The organism is Scandinavium manionii, assembly GCF_024764775.1.
GTDB lineage: Bacteria > Pseudomonadota > Gammaproteobacteria > Enterobacterales > Enterobacteriaceae > Scandinavium > Scandinavium manionii.
In genome coordinates this window covers 316,684-337,430 of sequence record NZ_JALIGC010000038.1, presented here as the reverse complement: position 1 = coordinate 337,430, position 20,747 = coordinate 316,684, and the positions used below count along the sequence as shown (strand labels likewise).

The 20,747-nt window shown below is 55.2% G+C and carries 19 protein-coding genes; 7 read left to right on the top strand and 12 right to left on the bottom strand.

The features are described 5' to 3' along the window. Positions 1 to 25: 25 nt before the first annotated feature. From treC to treR, 3 genes are all read right to left on the bottom strand, one after another. Complete coding sequence (treC, locus tag MUU51_RS13445; RefSeq protein WP_258967928.1) at positions 26 to 1,681, bottom strand: alpha,alpha-phosphotrehalase; 1,656 nt, start codon at positions 1,679 to 1,681, stop codon at positions 26 to 28. Positions 1,682 to 1,732: 51 nt separating this feature from the next. Next, positions 1,733 to 3,151, bottom strand: a complete 1,419-nt coding sequence (gene treB / locus MUU51_RS13440) for a PTS trehalose transporter subunit IIBC (protein ID WP_258967927.1) — start codon at positions 3,149 to 3,151, stop codon at positions 1,733 to 1,735. 155 nt (positions 3,152 to 3,306) lie between these two features. Next, on the bottom strand, positions 3,307 to 4,254 hold the full coding sequence (gene treR, locus MUU51_RS13435) for a trehalose operon repressor TreR (protein ID WP_258967926.1): 948 nt from the start codon (positions 4,252 to 4,254) through the stop codon (positions 3,307 to 3,309). A 187-nt stretch (positions 4,255 to 4,441) separates the two neighbouring features. Between treR and mgtL the strand changes: the two genes are divergently transcribed. From mgtL to MUU51_RS13425, 3 genes are all read left to right on the top strand, one after another. Next, positions 4,442 to 4,495: a mgtA regulatory leader peptide MgtL gene (gene mgtL, locus MUU51_RS22210; RefSeq protein ID WP_374684499.1), complete on the top strand. Its 54-nt coding sequence runs from the start codon at positions 4,442 to 4,444 to the stop codon at positions 4,493 to 4,495. A gap of 155 nt (positions 4,496 to 4,650) precedes the next feature. Beyond that, positions 4,651 to 7,359, top strand: coding sequence for a magnesium-translocating P-type ATPase (gene mgtA, locus MUU51_RS13430; RefSeq protein ID WP_258967925.1), 2,709 nt, complete (start codon positions 4,651 to 4,653; stop codon positions 7,357 to 7,359). A gap of 173 nt (positions 7,360 to 7,532) precedes the next feature. Then, on the top strand, positions 7,533 to 9,926 hold the full coding sequence (locus tag MUU51_RS13425; protein WP_258967924.1) for a beta-N-acetylhexosaminidase: 2,394 nt from the start codon (positions 7,533 to 7,535) through the stop codon (positions 9,924 to 9,926). Between the two features lie 77 nt (positions 9,927 to 10,003). Here the strand turns inward: MUU51_RS13425 and MUU51_RS13420 are convergent, their stop codons facing one another. The 4 genes from MUU51_RS13420 to pyrL form a co-directional block, all read right to left on the bottom strand. Continuing rightward, positions 10,004 to 10,390, bottom strand: coding sequence for an enamine/imine deaminase (locus tag MUU51_RS13420; protein WP_110512172.1), 387 nt, complete (start codon positions 10,388 to 10,390; stop codon positions 10,004 to 10,006). An 83-nt stretch (positions 10,391 to 10,473) separates the two neighbouring features. Then, positions 10,474 to 10,935: an aspartate carbamoyltransferase regulatory subunit gene (gene pyrI, locus MUU51_RS13415; protein WP_258967923.1), complete on the bottom strand. Its 462-nt coding sequence runs from the start codon at positions 10,933 to 10,935 to the stop codon at positions 10,474 to 10,476. An 11-nt stretch (positions 10,936 to 10,946) separates the two neighbouring features. After that, positions 10,947 to 11,882 carry an aspartate carbamoyltransferase gene (gene pyrB, locus MUU51_RS13410; RefSeq protein ID WP_159774849.1) on the bottom strand — a complete coding sequence of 312 codons (936 nt, stop codon included), beginning with the start codon at positions 11,880 to 11,882 and terminating at the stop codon, positions 10,947 to 10,949. 2 nt (positions 11,883 to 11,884) lie between these two features. Further along, complete coding sequence (gene pyrL / locus MUU51_RS13405; RefSeq protein WP_110512175.1) at positions 11,885 to 12,022, bottom strand: pyr operon leader peptide; 138 nt, start codon at positions 12,020 to 12,022, stop codon at positions 11,885 to 11,887. Positions 12,023 to 12,217: 195 nt separating this feature from the next. On the opposite strand from pyrL, the gene MUU51_RS13400 reads away from it, so the two are divergent. Further along, positions 12,218 to 12,670 (top strand): YhcH/YjgK/YiaL family protein, encoded by a 453-nt coding sequence (locus MUU51_RS13400; RefSeq protein WP_159774847.1) that lies wholly within the window; start codon positions 12,218 to 12,220, stop codon positions 12,668 to 12,670. 96 nt (positions 12,671 to 12,766) lie between these two features. Here the strand turns inward: MUU51_RS13400 and argF are convergent, their stop codons facing one another. Next, a complete protein-coding gene (argF, locus tag MUU51_RS13395; protein WP_159774845.1) occupies positions 12,767 to 13,774 on the bottom strand; it encodes an ornithine carbamoyltransferase in 1,008 nt (335 codons plus the stop codon). Beyond that, on the bottom strand, positions 13,744 to 13,839 hold the full coding sequence (gene argL / locus MUU51_RS22205; protein ID WP_374684791.1) for a putative translational regulatory protein ArgL: 96 nt from the start codon (positions 13,837 to 13,839) through the stop codon (positions 13,744 to 13,746). The genes argF and argL overlap by 31 nt, the downstream gene beginning before the upstream one ends. A 98-nt stretch (positions 13,840 to 13,937) precedes the next feature. On the opposite strand from argL, the gene rraB reads away from it, so the two are divergent. Next, complete coding sequence (gene rraB, locus MUU51_RS13390; protein WP_110512178.1) at positions 13,938 to 14,363, top strand: ribonuclease E inhibitor RraB; 426 nt, start codon at positions 13,938 to 13,940, stop codon at positions 14,361 to 14,363. A 71-nt stretch (positions 14,364 to 14,434) separates the two neighbouring features. Continuing rightward, a complete protein-coding gene (gene miaE / locus MUU51_RS13385; RefSeq protein ID WP_159774843.1) occupies positions 14,435 to 15,196 on the top strand; it encodes a tRNA isopentenyl-2-thiomethyl-A-37 hydroxylase MiaE in 762 nt (253 codons plus the stop codon). Positions 15,197 to 15,252: 56 nt separating this feature from the next. On the opposite strand, the gene MUU51_RS13380 is transcribed toward miaE, so the two are convergent. Continuing rightward, positions 15,253 to 15,756: a GNAT family N-acetyltransferase gene (locus MUU51_RS13380; protein ID WP_159774841.1), complete on the bottom strand. Its 504-nt coding sequence runs from the start codon at positions 15,754 to 15,756 to the stop codon at positions 15,253 to 15,255. A gap of 193 nt (positions 15,757 to 15,949) precedes the next feature. Between MUU51_RS13380 and MUU51_RS13375 the strand changes: the two genes are divergently transcribed. After that, positions 15,950 to 17,149: a YjgN family protein gene (locus MUU51_RS13375; RefSeq protein ID WP_258967922.1), complete on the top strand. Its 1,200-nt coding sequence runs from the start codon at positions 15,950 to 15,952 to the stop codon at positions 17,147 to 17,149. Between the two features lie 219 nt (positions 17,150 to 17,368). Here the strand turns inward: MUU51_RS13375 and MUU51_RS13370 are convergent, their stop codons facing one another. After that, positions 17,369 to 20,224: a valine--tRNA ligase gene (locus MUU51_RS13370; protein WP_258967921.1), complete on the bottom strand. Its 2,856-nt coding sequence runs from the start codon at positions 20,222 to 20,224 to the stop codon at positions 17,369 to 17,371. Beyond that, on the bottom strand, positions 20,224 to 20,670 hold the full coding sequence (holC, locus tag MUU51_RS13365) for a DNA polymerase III subunit chi (protein ID WP_159774835.1): 447 nt from the start codon (positions 20,668 to 20,670) through the stop codon (positions 20,224 to 20,226). Before holC ends, MUU51_RS13370 begins: the two co-directional genes overlap by 1 nt. Positions 20,671 to 20,747 lie beyond the last annotated feature (77 nt).

The window sequence follows — 20,747 nt, the reverse complement described above, 5'->3', positions numbered from 1 at the left end:
CAAGCTTGCCGGGCGATTCAACACATTACTTCTGTATCCACCACACCGCTTCAAACGGGCGCAACGTCATCGCGCCCGGCTGGGCATCGACGTCCGGATAGTTGCTCATCGCCACGTCCCATTCACCGCCCACATTTTCCGGCTGCCACGGCTGGCTTTCGCGGCTGAGGTTCGCCACCACCAACAATTGCTGGCCCTGCCATTCGCGGCGATAGCACCACAGCGACGGATGTTCCGGCAGCAAGTCCTGATAGCTCCCCCACGTCAGCAGCGGCTCGGCTTTACGCAGGGTAATCAGCTGTTGATAGGCACAGAACACCGAATCCGGGTCTTTCATCGCCGCCTGAACGTTAATTTCCTGCACGTTGTCGGCCAGGCCAATCCACGGCTCGCCGGTGGTAAAACCACCGTGTGTTTCCGTGCTCCACTGCATCGGCGTGCGGCTGTTGTCGCGCGATTTACTGGCCAGAATCGCCAACAACTCATCGGCATCGCGGCCCTGTGCGTGTAATTCTGCGTACATATTGTGGCTTTCCACGTCGCGATAATCGGCGATCGTCGCGAAATGGGGGTTAGTCATGCCAATTTCTTCGCCCTGATAAATGTACGGTGTCCCCTGCATACCGTGCAGCACCATCGCCAGCATTTTCGCCGCCGGGATACGGTATTCCCCTTCATCACCAAAGCGCGACACGATGCGCGGCTGATCGTGGTTACACCAGAACAGCGCGTTCCACGCCCGGTTGTGCATCCCTTGTTGCCAGTGACTGAACAGCGCTTTCAACGCCACGTAATCGGGTTTGGCGAGCGTCCATTTTTCACCGCCGGGGTAGTCGACTTTAAGGTGATGGAAGTTGAACGTCATCGACAGTTCGTGGCCCGCCAGGGAAGCGTACTGCTGACAGTTACCGAGCGTGGTGGAGGACATTTCGCCGACCGTCATTAAGTCGCGCGGCATAAACACGTCGCGGCTCATTTCCTGCAAGAATTCGTGTACGCGCGGGCCATCGGTGTAGAAACAGCGCCCGTCGCCGACCGGATCGTTCGGGAATGCCTGGTCTTTAGAAATCAGATTCACCACGTCGAGACGCAGACCATCGACGCCACGATCGGCCCAAAATTCACAGACCTTTTTCAGCTCATCGCGCACTACCGGGTTTTCCCAGTTGAGGTCCGCCTGTTCCGGGGCGAAAAGGTGCAAATAATATTGTTCGCTTTCGGCGTGCCACTGCCATGCATTGCCGCCAAACTTCGAACGCCAGTTGTTCGGCAGTTCGCCGGATTTACCGTCGCGCCAGATGTAGAACTCGCGGTGCGGGCTTTCCGGGTCGAGCGATGCCTGGAACCACGGGTGCTGCGTGGAGGTGTGGTTGAGGACCATATCCAGCACGATGCGAATACCGCGTGATTTGGCTTCGGCTACCAGTTCGTCAAAATCATCCAGCGTGCCGTAAGCCGGGTCGATGGCGGTGTAGTTCGCCACGTCGTAGCCGTTATCCACCTGCGGCGAAACATAAAACGGCGTCAGCCAGATGGCATCCACGCCGAGGGTTTTCAGGTATTCCAGCCGCAACGTCACGCCGCGTAAATCGCCGGTGCCGCTGCCGGTGGTGTCCTGAAAACTTTTTGGATAGATCTGGTAGATAACGCCGTTTTGCCACCAGTGGGGGAGGTTGTTCATAAGACTTTCCTGGTTAAAACAGAACGGGGCGCAAACGCGCCCCAAAAGGATTTATACAATTTGCAGCGTGCCCTGACGGAACTTACGCTGGTACATCGCGGTGGTGAGGACAATCGGGATAATCACCGCAATTGCCATCGCGACGGCATATACCTGCCAGAAGGTGGGCTGAATGGAGAGGATACCCGGCAGGCCGCCGACGCCGATGCCGTTCGCCAGCACCCCGTTCAGGCCACACAACAAACCCGCCAGGCCTGAGCCGACCATTGCACACAGCATCGGGAAGCGGTATTTGAGGTTGATGCCGTACATCGCCGGTTCGGTCACGCCGAGGAAGGCGGAAATGGCGGCGGGTACGGAAATCTCACGCTCGTTGTGTTTCTTGCTACAGATAATGATGCCGACCACCGCCGAGGCTTGCGCAATATTCGACAGCGCAATCAGTGGCCACACCGGCGTGCCGCCCATGCTCTGAATCATCTGCATGTCGATGGCGAGCGTGGTCTGATGCACGCCGGTAATCACCAGCGGCGCATACAGGAAGCCGAACAATGCGGCACCAATCGGTGCGAAGCTACCGGTCAACAGGTGACGTACCGCGAAGGCGACGCCGTCACCAATCATGCGGCCAAACGGGCCGATAAGCGCGTGGGCTAGGAACACCGCGAGGATCAGCGAGCACACGGGTACCACAACCAGATACAGGTAATCCGGGACGATGCGTTTGAGGCGTGTTTCAATCATGCCGAGCGCCAGACCCGCCAGTAATGCCGGGATCACCTGTGCCTGATAGCCGACTTTTTCAATCGCAAACAGGCCGAAGTTCCATACGTCCGGGATTTTGCTGCCGAGTTCGTAAGCGTTCATCAACTGCGGAGAAACCAGCGTGACGCCCAGTACGATGCCGAGGATCGGCGTGCCGCCCATTTTCTTGACCGCAGACCAGCAGATGCCGACCGGCAGATAGAAGAAGATGGCTTCGCCAATCAGCCACAGGAAGTCATACAGGGTTTTCAGGCCCGGATACATCTGCGCCAGCGTCTGGCCGTTGCTCATTGGTACATCACCGATGACGTTTCGGAAACCGAGGATCAGACCCCCGCTGATCAGCGCCGGCAGCAGTGGGAAGAAAATCTCCGCAAAGTGCGAAATCATCCGCTCGTGCCATTTCATATTCTGGCGCGCCGCCAGTTTGGCCTGCTCTTTGTCGGCCGACGCCTGGCCGGTGCTGGCGATCAGCACTTTGTAGTAATCGCCCACTTCGGTGCCGATAACCACCTGGAACTGCCCGGCGTTAGTGAAGCAACCTTTGACCATCGGCAATTCGTCGATGGCTTTCGGGTTGGCTTTGGCCGGGGAGTTCAGCACAAAACGCAGCCGGGTAATGCAGTGGCTGACGGTGGCGATGTTGTCGCGACCGCCGACCAATTCGATCAGCTGATCGATATCCTGTTGTCTGACTTTGCTCATCATGGAGTCCCATCGAATGATTTCGTGTTGGAAGTTGGATTGAGTGTTATATGACCTGGACGCAAGCCTATCCGTTTCGCTTATTTTGCAAAATGGGAACGTTCCCGAAACAGGGCGGCGATCACAATAAATCGCGTTTCACCGGCGTTGAAGGATCAGGTCAGGGCGGCGGGGATCACCAGCTGCTGTGGCTGTGCGCGGCCGTTGATCTGTTCGATCAGCTGATGCGCGGCCTGGCGTCCGGCCTCGCCGTAGCCGGGATCAACGGTCACGATTTCGGGGTGCAGGAACTTCATCAACGGCGTGTTGCCGACGCTGGCGAGTTGCAGGGTGTTGTTGCGCTGTTCTTGCAGATATTTGCTGGCGCCGAGCGCCAGGGTATCGGTGGCACACACCAGCGCGGTGGTATCGCTGTGGGTCACGCTGGCGACGGCGTCGTAGCCCTGTTTCATCGCCAGACCGGGCAGCGCGGCGACCGGGTGCAGTTTGTATTGTTTGCAGAAGGTGAGGTACGCATCGTGACGGCGCTTTCCGGTGGTCACATCGCTGTGCGGTACACCGAGATAGCTGATCTGGCGGTGGCCTTTATCGAACAGCGACTGCATCAGCAGCGTGATGGCCCCTTCATCGTCGTAGCATACCGAGGCAATGCCTTTGGCATCGCGCGCCAGCATCACCAGGGTTTCTCGCCACGGCGCAAGCATCGCGTCGGAAATTCCGGTAAAACCAAACAGCACCACGCCGTCGATATTGCGACGTCGCAACATGCCGAGATGCTCCGTCACCTTCTCTGCAGAGAACTGGCTTTCCATCATGATCGGGTCGTAACCCTGTTCGTAGAAGGCCGGGAGCATGGTCTGCACCGCGAGGTTTTCCGACAGCGAATCCAGGCGGCTCATGATGATCGCCACCACTTTATCGCTCTGACCGCGCATCGCCCGGGCTGAACGGGAAGGGGAAAAGTCATGCTGATTCATCACCGCCTCCACCCGTTCACGGGTGCGCTGACTGACGCCGCTTTCGTTATTCAGAACGCGAGAGACGGTCGATTTACCGACGCCGCTTAAGCGCGCAATGTCTTTGATAGTCAGCCGGTTTTGCATCCTTTTTTCCCGTGTCAGTAAAGGCGAAGTGATTATAAGCGTAAACGCGTCGAGAAACAGTTCAATGAGTAAAGTCTGGTATACGTTTCGTTTAGTGTCGGGCATGTATGATAATGACATTATCGCTACGCATTGTAGGGTTAAAGGCGTATAGTACGCGCCGTTTATTTCACTTACCGGAGGCTGTATGGATCCCGATCCCACTCCCCATCATCGATGGAGCAATATTTTTTCCCGGTAAGCCACTCTTTCGCTGCCTTGCCGGACAACGCGTGAGGCAGTGACGTCACTTCTTTGATGTCCCTGTTTTAACTCTTAAAGTACCCTTCAGGTGCGGCTTTGTTGTGCCTGTAAGAAACCCGCGATCGCCGAACGGTGAGCGCAGAGGGACGTATTATGCTGAAAAACTTCACCCGGCAGCTGTTCGCGCAGCTCAGCCGCCACCTGCCACATCGTCTTGTTAGCCGCGATCCGCTGCCTGATGGTAAAAATCTGGCTGCCACTCCGATCCCGGATTCGTTAAGCAAACAGTGTCTTAACGTGGCGGCGATGGATGAAAATGAAATCTGGCGCGCCTTTAACAGTCATCCTGAAGGGCTGAATCCGTCGGAAGTGGAAGACGCCCGCGAACAACACGGCAGCAATGTGATCCCGGCGCAGAAGCCGTCGCCGTGGTGGGTGCATCTGTGGCTGTGCTATCGCAACCCGTTCAACCTGCTGCTGACCATCCTCGGGGTCATTTCGTACTCCACCGAAGACGTATTCGCCGCCGGGGTGATCGCGCTGATGGTGGGGATCTCCACACTGCTGAATTTCGCGCAGGAAGCCCGCTCCACCAAAGCGGCAGATGCGCTGAAAGCGATGGTCAGCAACACCGCCACGGTGCTGCGCGTGATTAACGAGCAGGGCGAAAGCCGTTGGCTGGAGATCCCCATCGATCGGCTGGTGCAGGGCGATATCGTGAAACTGTCTGCCGGCGATATGATCCCGGCAGATCTTCGCGTGTTTCAGGCCCGCGATCTGTTCGTGGCTCAGGCCTCGCTCACCGGAGAATCGTTGCCGGTAGAGAAAGTGGCGCGCACCCGTGTGCCGCAGCAAAATAACCCGCTTGAAAGCGACACTGTCTGCTTTATGGGCACCAACGTGGTGAGCGGCACGGCACAGGCAATTGTCTTCGCGACCGGCGGTAATACCTGGTTTGGTCAATTGGCCGGGCGGGTGAGCGAACAGGAAAACGAGCCAAACGCTTTCCAGAAAGGCATCAGCCGCGTCAGCATGTTGTTGATTCGTTTTATGCTGGTGATGGCGCCCGTGGTGTTGCTGATCAACGGCTACACCAAAGGCGACTGGTGGGAAGCGGCGCTGTTTGCGCTGTCCGTGGCGGTCGGCCTGACCCCGGAAATGCTGCCGATGATCGTCACCTCGACGCTGGCGCGCGGGGCGGTGAAGCTGTCAAAACAGAAAGTTATCGTTAAACACCTCGACGCCATCCAGAACTTTGGCGCGATGGATATTCTTTGTACGGACAAAACCGGGACGCTGACGCAGGACAAAATCGTACTGGAGAATCACACCGACATCTCCGGCAAAACCAGCGAGCGCGTGCTGTATAATGCCTGGCTGAACAGCCATTATCAGACCGGGCTAAAAAACCTGCTGGATACCGCAGTGCTGGAAGGTGTCGATGAAAACTCGGCGCGTGGGCTGTCCGAACGCTGGAAAAAAATTGACGAGATCCCATTCGACTTTGAACGCCGCCGAATGTCAGTCGTGGTGGCCGAGCAGGACGACGTGCATCAGCTGATTTGCAAAGGCGCGTTGCAGGAAATCCTCAACGTGTGCACCCAAGTGCGCTACAACGGTGACATTGTGCCGCTGGACGATACCATGCTGCGCCGTATCAAACGCGTGACCGACACTCTCAATCGTCAGGGCCTGCGCGTGGTGGCGGTGGCGACGAAATATCTGCCAGCGCGCGAAGGGGATTATCAGCGTGTTGATGAATCGGATCTGATCCTCGAAGGCTACATTGCGTTCCTCGATCCGCCGAAAGAAACCACAGCACCGGCGCTGAAAGCGCTGAAAGCGAGCGGCATCAGCGTCAAAATCCTCACCGGCGACAGCGAATTAGTGGCGGCGAAAGTGTGTCACGAAGTCGGGCTGGATGTGGGCGAGGTAGTGATAGGCAGCAGCCTGGATGCGATGAGCGACGACGCGCTGGCGGCGTTGGCAAAACGCACCACCCTGTTCGCGCGCCTGACGCCGATGCATAAAGAACGCATTGTCACGCTACTGAAACGCGAAGGTCACGTGGTCGGCTTTATGGGTGATGGCATCAACGATGCGCCCGCGCTGCGTGCAGCCGATATCGGGATTTCCGTCGACGGTGCAGTGGATATCGCCCGTGAAGCGGCAGACATCATTCTGCTGGAAAAAAGCCTGATGGTGCTGGAAGAAGGGGTGATTGAAGGCCGTCGGACCTTCGCCAACATGCTGAAATACATCAAAATGACCGCCAGTTCTAATTTCGGTAACGTCTTCAGCGTGCTGGTGGCGAGCGCCTTCCTGCCGTTCCTGCCGATGTTGCCGTTGCACTTACTGATTCAGAACCTGCTGTACGATGTATCCCAGGTGGCAATCCCGTTTGATAACGTCGACGACGAGCAAATTCAGAAGCCGCAGCGCTGGAACCCGGCAGATTTGGGACGCTTTATGGTGTTCTTCGGGCCAATCAGCTCCATTTTCGACATTCTGACGTTTTGCCTGATGTGGTTTGTGTTCCACGCGAATACGCCTGAACACCAGACGCTGTTCCAGTCCGGCTGGTTCGTGGTGGGGCTACTGTCGCAGACCCTGATTGTGCATATGATCCGCACCCGTCGCATTCCGTTCATCCAGAGTCGTGCTGCCTGGCCGCTGATTGTGATGACCCTGGTGGTGATGGTGGTGGGTATTGCGCTGCCGTTCTCGCCACTGGCGTCGTATCTGTCGTTGCAGGCGCTGCCGCTTTCCTATTTCCCATGGCTGGTGGCGATTCTGGTGGGGTATATGACCCTGACGCAGCTGGTGAAAGGGTTCTATACCCGGCGTTATGGCTGGCAATAATCCTTCTCCTCACCCTGACCCTCTTTGAGAAGAGAGGCGGGGTGAGGGCCCTGGCATTTTACTGAATTACCAATAAGTTGTGACCCAGGTCGCGCCTCGCTCTTGACCCCTTCAACCCCCGCATGGTACCTCATTGGATTGCCTTTTTTTGGCCCGTCATAAAGGAACCCCTTATGCTTAAAACTGTGCGCTACAGCTTGTTGACGACCGGACTCTTATTGAGCGGATTCGCGCTGGCAACCCCCGCTGGCGATTTACCTTTGATGCCCTGGCCTGCCCAGGTTGAACGTCCGGCCGCGCAAGGGGCGCTGGTGCTGAATAATCAGCTCACCATCAATCTTTCCGGTGATGATTTAGGGGACGCGGTAAACCGTCTGCGCGAGCGTATTGGCCGTCAGACTGGCTGGGAAATGGTGCCGCAAAGTGCGCCTGCAAAATTACCGACGATTGATATCGTCATCGCGCGTAAAGTTCCGGCCATCCCGCGCCCGGATAGCGATGAAAGCTATAAACTGGTGGTTGATGAAAGCGGCGTGAAGCTCACCGCCAACACCCGGTTTGGCGCGATGCATGGCATTGAAACGCTGCTGCAACTGCTGCAAAACGGTCCGGACAATACCGCTATTCCTTACGTCACCATTGAGGATGCGCCTCGCTTCCCATGGCGTGGCGTACTGTTGGATTCCGCGCGTCACTTCCTGCCGATTGAAGATATCAAACGTCAACTCGACGGCATGGCGGCGGCCAAACTCAACGTCTTCCACTGGCATCTGACCGACGATCAGGGCTGGCGTTTTGCATCGACCCGTTACCCGAAACTGCAACAGCTCGCCAGCGACGGCAAGTTTTATACCCCGGCGCAGATGAAGGACATCGTGCGTTACGCCGCCGATCGCGGCATTCGTGTGGTGCCGGAAATCGATATGCCGGGACACGCTTCGGCAATTGCGGTGGCGTATCCGGAGCTGATGAGCGCGCCGGGCCCGTATGAAATGGAGCGCCACTGGGGCGTGCTGAAGCCGGTGCTTGACCCGACCAAAGAAGCGACTTACGCCTTTGCGGACGCGATGGTCGGCGAGCTGTCGGCTATCTTCCCGGATCCGTATCTGCACATTGGCGGCGATGAAGTGGATGATACCCAGTGGAAAAACAATCCGGCTATTCAGAAATTTATGCAGGAGAACAAGCTGGTGGACAGTCATGCGTTGCAGGCGTACTTCAACCGCAAGCTGGAAACTATCCTCGAAAAACACCATCGCCAGATGGTCGGCTGGGATGAAATTTATCACCCGGACCTGCCGAAAAGCATTCTGATCCAGTCCTGGCAAGGGCAGGACGCGCTGGGCGAAGTGACGAAAAATGGCTACAAGGGCATTCTGTCGACCGGGTTCTACCTCGATCAGCCGCAAAGTGCCGCCTATCACTATCGCAATGAAATCGTGCCGCCGGGTCTGAACGGCGTGGACAAAATCAGCGACGCCGACAGCGCTCAGAGCTGGACTTTCACCATGCCGCGCCTGAAAGGCAGCGCCGTGGAAGGCACCTTTACGCTGGTCAAAGGTGACCAGGAGTGGCGCGGGTTTATTGATTTTAAAGGCAAATCCCGCCGCGCGGTGGATGATATCGAATGGCTGAGCCCGGATCAGGTGACCTTCACGGTCGATACCTGGATGGGTGAAACCCGCCCGGTGCTGAGCATTCACGATGACCAACTGAAAGGTTATTTCCTGGTGGGCAATGTCCGCTATCCGATCAGCGGCGAGCGTCTGGATGAGGTGCCGAAAGGCATTCAACCGGTGGTGCCGGATGAAGCGCAGCAGAAGAATCTGCTGGGTGGCGAAGCCGCACTGTGGGCGGAAAACATCGTTGCTCCGGTACTGGATATTCGCCTGTGGCCGCGCGGATTCGTGGTGGCAGAACGCCTGTGGTCGGCGAAGGATGTGACCGATACCGACAACATGTATCAGCGCTTGCAGGCAATTGATAGCTGGTCGACGGTGTCCGTCGGGCTGCAGCAGCACACGCAGCAGCTGGTGCAATTCACGCGGCTGGCAAACGGCGGCAGCACGCTACCGCTGATGATCCTCGCTCAGGCGATTGAGCCTGCGCAGTATTACACCCGCCAGCACCTGAAATTCCAGGCCGGGAATTATCACGCCTTTGAGCCGCTGAACCGCGTGGCCGACGTGCTCCCGGCGGAGAGCAATACCGTGCGTCATCTCAATGAGTGGGCAGATAATCTGATAAGCGACGCCGAAGATAATGAGAGCGCCGATGCGCTGCGTCATGTCTTCACCCGCTGGCAGAACAATACCGCGGATGTGCTGGTGCTGACCGACGGTAACCATCAGCTGGCGAGTATGAAACCGGTGGCGTTGCAGGTCGATAAACTGGCGGCGTTAGGGCTGCGTTTAACCGATTTGGTGGCGCGACAAGGCACACTGGATGACAAAGAGTATGCGTCGATTCAGTCGCAACTGGATGAAGCAGCGAAAACGCAGGATGAAGTGGTGATTGCGGCGGTGTATCCGCTGGAAACGCTGCTGCGTGCAACGAGGATAGAGTAAAACGGTTGCCCGGTGGCGCTTTGCTTACACGGGCCTACAAAACCCGGTGGCGTAATGCCGCCGGGCATGTGTGGCGATTAACGACGAACAGCAATCGCTTCGATTTCAATTTTCACATCTTTCGGCAGACGCGCGACTTCCACACAAGAACGTGCCGGGAAGGTGGCATTATGCTCGGTGAAGAATGCTTCATAAGTGGCGTTAACGGTGGCAAAATCATTGAGATCTTTCACGAAAACGGTGGTTTTCACGATATCGCCCACTTTCAGGCCCGCAGCTTCAACGATAGCCTGCACGTTTTCCAGCGACTGGCGCGCCTGCGCGGAAACGTCTTCTGCTACGGTGCCGGTTTTCGGGCACACCGGGATCTGACCGGACGTGATAATCATACTGCCTAAATCAACGCCCTGAACGTATGGGCCGATGGCTGCGGGTGCATTTTCCGTCGCGATAACTTTAGTCATGTTGTCTCCATTTGTGACAGCGGGATTAGGTTCTGGCGTAACCGGGCCATTATAGGCAGCCCGGCTTCTGATACCAACCTCAATTAGTTGGCCAACACCACAGTATGAGAGAACTCTTTTTCACAGTATTTGCACTTCAGGGCGATATCGTCGGTGCGCTTTTTGACGCTAAAGCTCGAAGAAACCGGTTCCGCGTGGCTGATGCAATTGCTGTTTGGGCACACCAGCACGTTTTCGATACGCTCCGGCAGGCTGGGGCGTGACTTGCCCACCACTTCATATTCGTCGATGCGGTTCACCGTGGCCTGCGGTGCATACAGCGACAGCTGGTTGACCTGCTCGTCGGTCAGGAAAGTGTTCTCAATCTTAATCAAATCTTTACGGCCCATTTCGCCGGATGGCAGGTTCAGGCCGATGGTGATGCGCTGGTCGGTTTCGGTCAGTTTGAACAGCGTCAGCAGCTTAAAGCCGATTTGTGCCGGGATATGGTCAATCACCGTGCCACGTTTGATGGCTTCTACCTGAAGTTTATTATCGTGTGTCATCATCATTCCCCTTACAGTGCCAGGTCGCTGTTCAAAACCAGCGCCAGTAACGCCTGGCGCGCGAAGATGCCGTTACCGGCCTGCTGGAAGTACCAGGCGTGCGGCGTTTTATCGACATCGGTAGTGATTTCATCAATGCGTGGCAGCGGGTGCAGCACCTTCATGTTGCTGCGCGCGCCTTCAAGATCTGCCGCCCGCAGGACAAACTGTGCTTTCACGTTGGCGTATTCGGACGGGTCCAGACGCTCTTTCTGCACGCGAGTCATATACAGAATATCCACGTCCGCCATCACCTCTTCAATGGTGCCGTGCAGGCTCCAGGCAATGCCTTTATCATCGAGCATATCGAGAATGTACTGCGGCATCGCCAGCGCGTCCGGGGCGATAAAGTAGAAACGGTTACCGTTAAACTTCGCCAGCGCCTGGGTCAGAGAATGCACGGTACGGCCATATTTCAGGTCGCCGACCATCGCGATGCTTAAGTTTTCCAGACGGCCCTGAGTTTCCTGAATGGTGAACAGGTCGAGCAGGGTTTGCGTCGGATGCTGGTTGGCACCGTCACCGGCGTTGAGGATGGGCACGTTGCCGGAAAACTCGGTCGCCAGACGCGCCGCGCCTTCTTGCGGGTGGCGCATCACAATCGCGTCCACGTAGGTACTGATAACGGAAATGGTGTCGGCGAGGGTTTCACCTTTTTTGCCCAGCGAGGTGTTGGCGCTGTCCGAGAAGCCCACCACGCTCGCGCCCAGACGGTGCATCGAGGTTTCAAACGAGAGGCGGGTGCGGGTAGAGGCCTCAAAGAAGCAGCTGGCAATAACCTTATGCTTCAGCAACTCCGGCTGTGGGTGCGCTTTCAGTTTGGCGGCAGTCGCCAGCACCAGTTCGAGGTCTTCGCGGCTGAGATCGTTTATGGAAATGATATGTTTTTGATATAGCGGATTAGCCATGGTTATCTCCTGACGCCTGGGCAAAAAAAAAGCCCCTTAAAAAGGGGCTTCTTGAATGGGGTGATGCAACGGGAGAAAAACGGCAGGCCAGCGTCTGTTTTCAGACGCGGTAAGACAGAATGTCGAACGCAGTTGACCATGCTTCCTCCCGGCAAATCGGCTGGCATTATACGCAGCTAAGCGCGGGATTCAAGCGATTCGTTCACAGACAGGAAAACGTTTGCCTCAAAAGATCCTGCGGCAGTGCAAATATCCCTAAAAAAGGAGTGGTGTGGCCCGGTGATTGCGCGTATAAAAATTTAAAATGAAACGTTGTTTTATATTTGGAGGTTTGAATGATCGCCGGAAATATTCACCATTTGCATAGCTGGCTGCCGCTGGAACTGCGTCAGGCCATCGAATACGTTAAGTCACACGTGACTGACGCCACGCCGCTTGGGAAACATGATATCGACGGTAACCGACTGTTTTATCTGATTTCCGAAGACAGCACTGAGCCGTTTGCGGAGCGTCGCGCGGAATATCATGCGAAATATCTCGATATTCAAATCATTCTCAAAGGCCAGGAAGGGATGACGTTTAGCACCCAGCCCGCGGGCAAGCCGGACACCGACTGGCTGGCCGATAAAGACATCGCGTTTCTGCCGGAAGGCGTGCAGGAAAAAACCGTGGTGCTGAGCGAAGGCGATTTCGTGGTGTTTTACCCCGGCGAAGTGCATAAACCGCTGTGCGCCGTGGGCACGCCTGCGAAAGTGCGCAAGGCGGTGGTGAAGATGTTGGTTGAATGATCGTGAGTTTGATATGCCCGGTGGCACTGCGCTGACCGGGCCTGCGACCGTTTTGTATGCCCGGCAAGCAACGCGCCGCCGGGCATATCCAGGGGATCAAGCCTGTGCCAGCGTCGCCACCATCACCGCTTTAATGGTATGCATCCGGTTTTCGGCTTGATCGAATACAATGCTCGCTTCCGACTCAAATACCTCGTCCGTGACCTCCATCCCACCGTGTAAACCGTACTCTTCGGCCATCTGTTTTCCGAGCGTGGTCTCATCATCATGGAATGCTGGCAGACAGTGCAGGAACTTCACCTGCGGGTTACCGGTCAGCGCCAGCATGTTTTTATTCACCTGGTAGTCACGCAGCAGCCCGATACGTTCGGCCCATTTTGACTTCGCTTCGCCCATCGACACCCACACATCGGTATAGATGAAATCGGCGTCTTTCACGCCAGCAGTGACATCTTCCGTCAGGGTGATATCGCCGCCATTTTTTTGCGCCAGCGCTTTGCATTCCGCAACCAGGCTCGCTTCTGGCCAGCAGCTTTGCGGGGCCACCAGGCGTAAATCCAGCCCCGTCAACGCCGCTGCTTCGAGCATCGAATTTCCCATGTTGTTGCGTGCATCGCCCGCATATACCAGCGTCATCTCATTGAACGCTTTGCCCGGCAGGTGTTCCTGCATGGTCAGCAAATCGGCCAGCAGTTGGGTTGGGTGGAACTCGTTGGTCAGCCCATTCCACACCGGAACGCCTGCATATTGCGCCAGGGTTTCAACGACTTCCTGACCGTGGCCGCGATACTGAATGCCGTCATACATCCGGCCCAGCACCCGGGCGGTGTCTTTAATCGATTCTTTATGGCCAATCTGGCTGCCGCTTGGGCCGAGGTAAGTGACGCGTGCCCCCTGATCGTATGCGGCAACTTCGAAAGAGCATCGGGTACGGGTCGAGTCTTTTTCGAAGATGAGCGCGATGTTTTTGCCGGTCAGTTTTGGCACTTCGTTGCCGCTTTTTTTATCGGCTTTCAGCTGTGCGGCCAGCGCCAGCAGGTGAGTGAGTTGCGCAGGGGTAAAATCCAGTAATTTCAAAAAATGGTTCTGATATAACGCAGACATATTTTCCTCTCATGGCTTAAGCCACTTATTGAATTAAAATTCAATTTATATGTATGAATATTCATTTGCAACCCCGTTTCACAATTCTTTCTCGGAAAGGTGGAGGCATTGACTGCGGTATGTGAAAATAGAAGTATCTGCCGCACATCATGAGGAACGAGCTATGGCAAACCCGGAGCACCTGGAAGAGCAGCGTGAAGAGACGCGTCTGATTATTGAAGAGTTACTGGATGATGGCAGCGATCCGGACGCGCTGTACACCATCGAGCACCATTTCTCTGCGGACGATTTTGAAACGCTTGAGAAAGTGGCGGTTGAAGTCTTCAAACTGGGTTACGAAGTGACCGAGCCGGAAGAGCTGGAAGTGGAAGAGGGCGGCGAAGTGGTTATCTGCTGCGACGCACTCAGCGAATGTGCCCTGAACCCAGAGCTCATCGATTCACAGGTTGAACAGCTGATGAACCTCGCTGAGAAGTTTGGCGTGGAATATGACGGCTGGGGAACCTACTTCGAAGATCCGAACGGTGAAGGCGAAGAAGGTGATGACGAAGACGAGATCGACGAAGACGACGATGGCGTTCGCCACTAAGTCATGACGGATGCGGCAGCGCGAGCTGCCGCATTTTATTCAGAGTTTATCCACGAGACCGCGCAAGACTCATGCATTACCCGCAAATACTCGCTCCTGTTTTAACCTTTCTGCAGTGCCCTACGCCGCAGGCGTGGATAGACCAGGCCCGTTCTCCTGAACACCTTCCTCTGTTGCTGACTGACCATCTGGTGTGCGAGCTGAAAGCCGCGCAGACCGCCATGCTATTGGTACGCAAATACGTGGCCGACAAAGACGGGGCCGACGCGTTGCTGGCGTGGCTACAGCCGTACGAAGCCTTTGCGTTTCGTGGTGGCCCGGAGCCTGATTTTGCCGCCCTGCAAAAGCAGATTGGCAAAAGCGTGATGCCGCAGACCGATGATGTCTGGGGCCGACAACTCATCGACAGTATGGTGCTGCTCATCAAAGAGGAGCTGCATCACTTCTGGCAGGTGCGGGAAATCATGACTGCGCGAGACATTCCGTACGTGAAGATAACCGCCAGCCGCTACGCCAAAGGTATGCTCAAGGAAGTGCGCACTCACGAACCGCTGACGCTTATCGACAAGCTGATTTGCGGAGCGTACATCGAGGCGCGTTCCTGCGAGCGTTTTGCTGCGCTGGCGTCGTATCTGGATGAGGATTTGCAGAAGTTTTATCTGTCGCTGCTGCGCTCCGAGGCGCGGCATTATCAGGATTATCTGGCGCTGGCTCAGCAGGTGTCAGACGACGATATCACCCCGCGCGTGCGACATTTTGGAGAAGTGGAAGCGGCGCTGATTTTGACGCCAGATGCAGAGTTTCGTTTTCATAGCGGGATACCCACTCCCTGAGGGAGTGTACAGAGAGAGGGCAGAGGTGAGGGGGAAGAACCCCGCACCAAACCGCATTACAGCGTTTTCAACATCCGCACTTCACAGTCCACATGGCCGGTACAGCCCAGTGGCTCATCAATATGCTCAAAACCGAGGCGTTCATACAGCGCGATGGCGTCCGTCAGAAACGCTGTCGTTTCCAGATAGCAGCGGGTAAACCCCTGCTCCCGGGCGTAGTCCATCGCCATCAGCGCTAGCTTCTTCGCCAGGCCTTTCCCGCGAGCCGTCGGCAGAAAGTACATTTTTTGCAGTTCACAAATACCGATTTCACTGCATTTTAACGGCGCAACCCCGCCGCCGCCCACAACCTGGCCGTCTTGCTCAATCACCCAGTAGGCGTGGTCCGGTTGACTGTAAACCTGGTACAACTCGTCCAGATTAGGATCGGCTACGGTGTAGCCTTTATCAGCCGTGAGGCCGTATTCAGCGGAGACGGTGCGGATGACGCGCGCGATGGCGGCATTATCTTCAGGTGCGAGGGCGCGTAACGCGAACGGTTGTGCGGAGACTGCATTCATTTAATTACTCAATATAAATACTTCAATCATTTTTTTATTTAATACCACTCTCATTAAATCTGTGCAAGGTCCATTTCCACGCCGTCACCGACTTGCCGTTGGGATTGCATAAGGCTCATACTATCGTGGGATGTTTCTCAAAGTATTTTATTCAGTGGATTTATATTTTTAAATAAAATGGAGTTTTATTTGTATGGTTGGGACTGAGCATGATGTTCGCAATACGCAACATGGATTTGTATTTCATGGTAGTGCCGGACGGTTTTTTGTAATTTGTCTGGTGAATTTTTTACTGACAATAATTACCCTGGGTATTTATTTCCCATGGGCAAAGGTGAAGTCTCGGCATTATATCTATGAAAACATGGAATTGAATGGGGCTCGTTTTAAATACAGCGCAACCGGTGGGGCAATATTTTGCAGTTTTATTCTGTTATTTGTCAGTCTTCTGGGGACGACGCTAATCTTTAGTTTTATCAGCCCGGTATTGAATTGGCTTCCGATGATTGTTCTGATATTGGTTATGCCATTAATGATAGTGAAGGGCCTGCGTTATGAGGCGATGATGACCTCGCTGAATAATGTGCGCTTTGGTTTTAACTGTCGTAATGGTCAGGCTATGTGGGTGTTACTGGGGTTGCCGGTAGTGATCACGATTGCAGGTGTGGTAGTCCTCTTTCTTTTGAATAAAATATCAGGAGAGGTTTCAGATATAACTGATCTGATTATCCGCGTAGTTGTCCTGGCAGTGGCGGTGTTAATACTTATCGGGATTGTGAATGGTGTTTGCTATGGCAAATGGATGCAGCTGCTGAGTAAAAATGCCCGCTTTGGTACGCATGCTTTTGACATTAATGTTTCCATTAAAAAATGCGTGATCGCCTGTACGCTGGCGATGCTCATTCTTCTGCCTTTCATTATTGTCATTGGGAAATTAATGATACCCACTTACATGGCATTCGTCTTTGCGTCGATGAGCGGTAAAATGGATGCCATGACCCAACAGGCGCTATTAGCCGAACATATGCCGCAGATAATGATGGGCTACTTGCTGTACTTTGTCGGCGGTATGTTATGCGGAACGTTTTTCGTGACGTCTTTGCGCAATATCTTCATTAATGGCCTGACGTTAGCTAACACACTGCGCTTTCAGTCTTCCATCACCTTTATCGGGATGCTGGCGCAAATCGTGCGACTGGTGCTTGCCACAATGTTGACGTGTGGCCTCGCCTACCCATGGGCGAAAATATGTTTTATCCGCTATCTGGCCAACAACACCAACGTTGTGGGTGACCTTGATGCACTGGCACTGGCAGATACTGATGAGCAGGAAGATAAAGGCTTTTTGGCCGCCGTCTCCCGAGGCATGTTCCCGGCATTACCGTTTATTTGATATAAAAAAGCCGGGGAGATATCCCCGGCTTGAGAGTGCTGACAAAGAAGGAAAAAGCGTGGTTTTTCCTTCTTTGTGGTGATCAGCCGAAAATCAATGAATTGATTTTCCTTGTTTTTTATCTGGTGCGATCGGTTCGACTCTCAAACGTTTTAGGTTTGTCATCAGTCTGAAGCCGGGGAAGCATCCCCCGGCTTTGTATTTCACCAACTGAGAGGATTACAGCGCAGCGATAACAGCCTGCTGCTCAATCAGCTTGGTTTTCGCTTCTGCGTAACCGTCCAGCTTCTCGCGCTCTTTGGCAATAACGGCTTCCGGGGCACGCGCCACGAAACCTTCATTGGCCAGCTTGCCTTCGATGCGGCCAATCTCACCTTCGATTTTCGCCACTTCTTTCGCCAGACGCGCCAGCTCATCTTCTTTGTTGATGAGGCCAGCCATTGGGATCAGCAGCTCAGCGCCGTCGATAATTTTGGTCACGGATACCGGACCTTTGTCATCGGCTGGCAGCACGGTGATGCTTTCCAGACGCGCCAGATTTTGCAGGAAGCCGAGGTTGTCGTTGACGCGACGCTGCGCATCCTGACTGCAACCACGCAGCAGCAGCGCCAGCGGCTTGCCCGGTGCGATGTTCATTTCAGCGCGAACGTTACGCACCGCGATGATTGCCTGCTTCAGCCATTCGGTATCAGAAGCCGCAGCTTCATCCACCTGAGCGGCATCGAACGCCGGGAACGGCTGCAGCATGATGGTGTCGGCGGAGATCCCGGCGATAACCTTCACGCGCTGCCAGATGGTTTCGGTGATGAATGGAATGATTGGGTGCGCAATACGCAGCAGACCTTCCAGCACCGTCACCAGTGTATGGCGAGTGCCGCGCAGTTCAGCTTCTGAGCCACCGGTCATCACCGGTTTGGTCAGCTCCAGATACCAGTCGCAGAACTGGTTCCAGGTGAACTCGTACAGGATGCCTGCGGCGATATCGAAGCGGAAGTTGTCCAGCGCGTCACGGTACGCTTTGATGGTCTGGTTGAATTCGGCGAGGATCCAGCGATCTGCCAACGACAGCGTCATTTCACCGCCGTTGAAGCCGCAATCCTGGTCTTCGGTGTTCATCAGCACAAAGCGGCTGGCGTTCCACAGCTTGTTACAGAAGTTACGGTAACCTTCCAGGCGCTTCATGTCCCAGTTGATGTCGCGGCCGGTAGAAGCCAACGCTGCCAGGGTGAAACGCAGGGCGTCGGTGCCGTGCGGCTCAATGCCGTCCGGGAATTGCTTCTCGGTGCGCTTGGCGATTTTCTCTGCCAGCTGCGGCTGCATCATGTTACCGGTACGTTTCTCCAGCAGGTCTGCCAGCGAAATCCCGTCGACCATATCCAGTGGGTCAATAACGTTGCCCTTGGATTTGGACATCTTCTGGCCTTCGTCATCACGGATCAGACCGGTCATGTAGATGGTCTTGAACGGGATCTGCGGCTTGCCGTCTTCATCTTTGATGAAGTGCATGGTCATCATGATCATGCGGGCAATCCAGAAGAAGATGATGTCGAAGCCGGAAACCATCACGCTGGTCGGGTGGAACTGACGCAGCGCGTCGGTGTTTTCCGGCCAACCGAGGGTGGAGAAGGTCCACAGCGCGGAGGAGAACCAGGTGTCGAGCACATCTTCGTCCTGGCGCAACGCAACGTCGGCGCTCAGGTTGTAATCCTTACGCACTTCGTCTTCGGTGCGGCCCACATAGACGTTGCCGTCGTTGTCGTACCATGCCGGGATACGGTGACCCCACCACAGCTGACGGGAGATACACCAGTCCTGAATGTCGCGCATCCAGGAGAAATACATGTTTTCGTACTGCTTCGGTACGAACTGAATGTCACCGTTTTCAACGGCTTCCACCGCCGGTTTGGCCAGCACGTCAGCACGCACGTACCACTGGTCGGTCAGCATCGGTTCGATAACCACACCGCCACGGTCACCGTACGGCACGGTCAGGTCGTGAGGTTTGATTTCTTCGAGCAGGCCGAGAGCGTCGATAGCCGCAACCACCGCTTTACGCGCAGCAAAACGCTCCAGCTTCTGGAATGCCGCCGGGATGTCTGAGGCGTATACGTCAGACTCTTCGCCTTTGGTGTCGAATACCTGCGCGCTTTCACGGATATCGCCGTCGAAGGTCAGGATGTTGATCATCGGCAGGGCGTGACGTTTACCGACTTCGTAGTCGTTAAAGTCGTGGGCCGGGGTGATTTTCACGCAGCCGGTGCCTTTGTCCATGTCGGCGTGTTCATCGCCCACAATCGGAATGCGGCGGTTAACCAGCGGCAGCACCAGGAATTTGCCAATCAGATCTTTATAACGCGGATCTTCCGGGTTTACGGCAACGCCAGTATCGCCCAACAGAGTTTCCGGACGGGTGGTCGCAACCACCAGGTAATCTTTACCGTCGGCCGTTTTTGCGCCGTCGGCCAGCGGATAGCGGATGTGCCACATCGAGCCTTTAGACTCGCGGTTTTCCACTTCCAGGTCAGAAATCGCGGTACGCAGTTTCGGGTCCCAGTTGACCAGACGCTTACCACGATAAATCAAATCTTCTTTGTACAGGCGAACGAAGACTTCTTTCACGGCATTGGAAAGACCTTCGTCCATAGTGAAACGCTCGCGCTCCCAGTCTACGGAGTTGCCGAGACGGCGCATCTGGCGGGTAATGGTGCCGCCAGATTCTGCTTTCCACTGCCAGATTTTGTCGATAAAGGCATCGCGACCGTAGTCGTGACGGGTTTTACCTTCTTCAGCGGCAATCTTACGTTCAACCACCATCTGGGTAGCAATACCCGCATGGTCAGTACCCGCCTGCCACAGGGTGTTTTTGCCCTGCATGCGCTGGTAGCGAATCATGGTGTCCATGATGGTTTGCTGGAAGGCATGACCCATATGCAAACTGCCGGTGACGTTCGGCGGCGGGATCATGATGCAGAAGCTTTCCTGGCTTTCATCACCATTCGGTTTGAAATAGCCCTGCTTTTCCCAGTGCTCGTAAAGCGGCTGTTCGATATCTTGTGGGTTGTATGTCTTTTCCATTATTTCCAGGTTGCCGTATTCAGGTTAAATCCAGCCATGCGGTACGCTTTGTAGCGATCGCGCGCCAGTTGTTTTAAAGAATCTTCGTGAGGAACGAAGTCTATCACTTCTGTGAAAGCGGTGGCAAAATCTGCAAAGCCCACTCGCAGGCTAATCAGTATATCTCGCGGGCTGCTGTTACGTTTTTGCGGCCAGGCGATTTCCACCGGCGCGCCGCCGCGTGGACCTTCACCGGACAAATTGTGTGGCACAAAGCTTTCCGGCGGCCGTGACCACAGCGCCTCATCGAGGCGAATGGCCTGCTTTTCATCTTCACAGGCAATCAGAATGCGCTTCCCCGCCCGCCAGCGGTCTGCCGCCAGTTCGCACACCAGTTGCTCTACGGCGCTTAATCCGTCGGCGGTGTCTTCGTTGTCGAGCAGGTAAAACGTCGCATTCTTATTCATATGGGGCTTCTTGTGGTGGATTTAAACGTATCGCCGGGCAGGCCCGGCTTACGTAAATCTTGTAGGCCCGGCAAGCA